Origin of the sequence: Streptomyces sp. NPDC056948, assembly GCF_042674225.1 — a bacterium.
GTDB lineage: Bacteria > Actinomycetota > Actinomycetes > Streptomycetales > Streptomycetaceae > Streptomyces > Streptomyces purpurascens.
In genome coordinates, this window is sequence record NZ_JBHUQX010000779.1 from 1 (window position 1) to 1752 (window position 1752).

Annotated in this window: 2 protein-coding genes; one reads left to right on the forward strand and one right to left on the reverse strand. The window is 73.3% G+C overall.

Annotation, left to right across the window (positions count from 1 at the left end):
* Positions 1 to 70 precede the first annotated feature (70 nt).
* Positions 71 to 745 carry a DUF3000 domain-containing protein gene (locus tag ACFTZL_RS44645; RefSeq protein ID WP_382596292.1) on the reverse strand — a complete coding sequence of 225 codons (675 nt, stop codon included), beginning with the start codon at positions 743 to 745 and terminating at the stop codon, positions 71 to 73.
* Between the two features lie 102 nt (positions 746 to 847).
* Between ACFTZL_RS44645 and hemE the strand changes: the two genes are divergently transcribed.
* Positions 848 to 1752, forward strand: a 905-nt coding sequence (hemE, locus tag ACFTZL_RS44650) for a uroporphyrinogen decarboxylase (protein ID WP_382596295.1), incomplete at its 3' end; no start/stop codon positions are given.

A 1752-nucleotide genomic window follows, 5' to 3' on the forward strand; every position in this document is an offset into this window, starting at 1 on the left:
GACATGGCTGACCGCCCCGCACAAGGTCGATCAGTGCGGGGCGGTCAGGGGTCGATCAGCGGGCCCGCGGTCAGCGGGACTGGGGTCCCCGCCGCTGCGGCAGGGTCACCACCGACGCGTCGCCGGGCCCGGCCGGCGGCAGTCCCGCGACCTGGGCGAGCAGATCGCACCAGGCCGACAGGTGCGCGGCCGTGTCCGGAACGTCGCCCAGGCCCTCGCGCGGCGTCCACGACGCACGGATCTCGATCTGCGAGGCGGCCGGGCGCGCGGACAGACCGCCGAAGTAGTGCGAACTCGCACGCGTGACGGTGCCGCTCGGCTCCCCGCACGCCAGCCCGCGCGCCTGGAGCGCGCCGGTCAGCCAGGACCAGCACACCTCCGGCAGCAGCGGGTCAGCCGCCATCTCCGGCTCCAGCTCCGCGCGCACCAGCGTCACCAGCCGGAACGTGCCCTGCCAGGCCTCGTGCCCCGCCGGGTCGTGCAGCAGCACCAGCCGGCCGTCGGCCAGATCCTGGTCGCCGTCGACGACCGCCGCCTCCAGCGCGTAGGTGTAGGGGGCGAGCCGCTGCGGCGGGCGCGTCGGCTCGATCTCGATCTGGGGCCGCAGCCGCGCCGTCCTGAGCGCGTCGACGGCGGACCGGAAGGGCAGCGGGGCGGTGTCCGCCTCCCTCCGGTCGTTCTCGGTGTCCTTCGCTTCGTCCATTCCGCCAGCGCCGTCCGACAGTCGTCCCTGAGCCGCAGCCATGCGGGAAGGTTACGGGGACCGGGCCCCGCGTGCCGGGCTAGACACCCCGCGCCGCTCCAGGGGCTGAATCGCGCTCCTTGACGGCGTGCGAAACTTGGCCCCGTGAGTGCCAACGACGCCCCCCGGGCCCAGCAGCCGTCCGTCACGTACGACTCAGCCTTCCTCAAGGCCTGCCGGCGCGAGCCCGTGCCGCACACTCCGGTGTGGTTCATGCGGCAGGCGGGGCGCTCACTGCCGGAGTACCGCAAGGTGCGCGAGGGCATTCCGATGCTCGAGTCCTGCATGCGGCCCGAACTGGTCACCGAGATCACGCTCCAGCCGGTGCGCCGGCACGACGTGGACGCGGCGATCTACTTCAGCGACATCGTCGTCCCGCTCAAGGCCATCGGAATCGACCTCGACATCAAGCCCGGCGTCGGCCCGGTCGTCGAGCGCCCGATCCGCACTCGCGCGGACCTCGCGCAGCTCCGCGATCTGACCCCCGAGGACGTCTCCTACGTCACCGAGGCCATCGGCCTGCTGACGCGCGAGCTCGGCGCCACGCCCCTCATCGGCTTCGCCGGCGCTCCGTTCACCCTCGCCAGCTACCTCGTCGAGGGCGGCCCGTCCCGCACGTACGAGAACGCCAAGGCGATGATGTACGGCGACCCCGAGCTGTGGGCCGACCTGCTCGACCGCCTCGCGGAGATCACGACCGCCTTCCTGAAGGTGCAGATCGAGGCGGGCGCCTCCGCGGTCCAGCTCTTCGACTCCTGGGCCGGCGCCCTGGCCCCCGTCGACTATCGGCGCTCGGTACTGCCCGCCTCGGCGAAGGTCTTCGAGGCCGTGGCCGGCTACGGCGTCCCGCGCATCCACTTCGGCGTCGGCACCGGCGAACTGCTGGGCCTCATGGGCGAGGCCGGCGCGGACGTCGTCGGCGTCGACTGGCGTGTGCCGCTGGACGAGGCCGTCCGCCGCGTCGGCCCCGGCAAGGCGCTCCAGGGCAACCTCGACCCGACCGTGCTGTT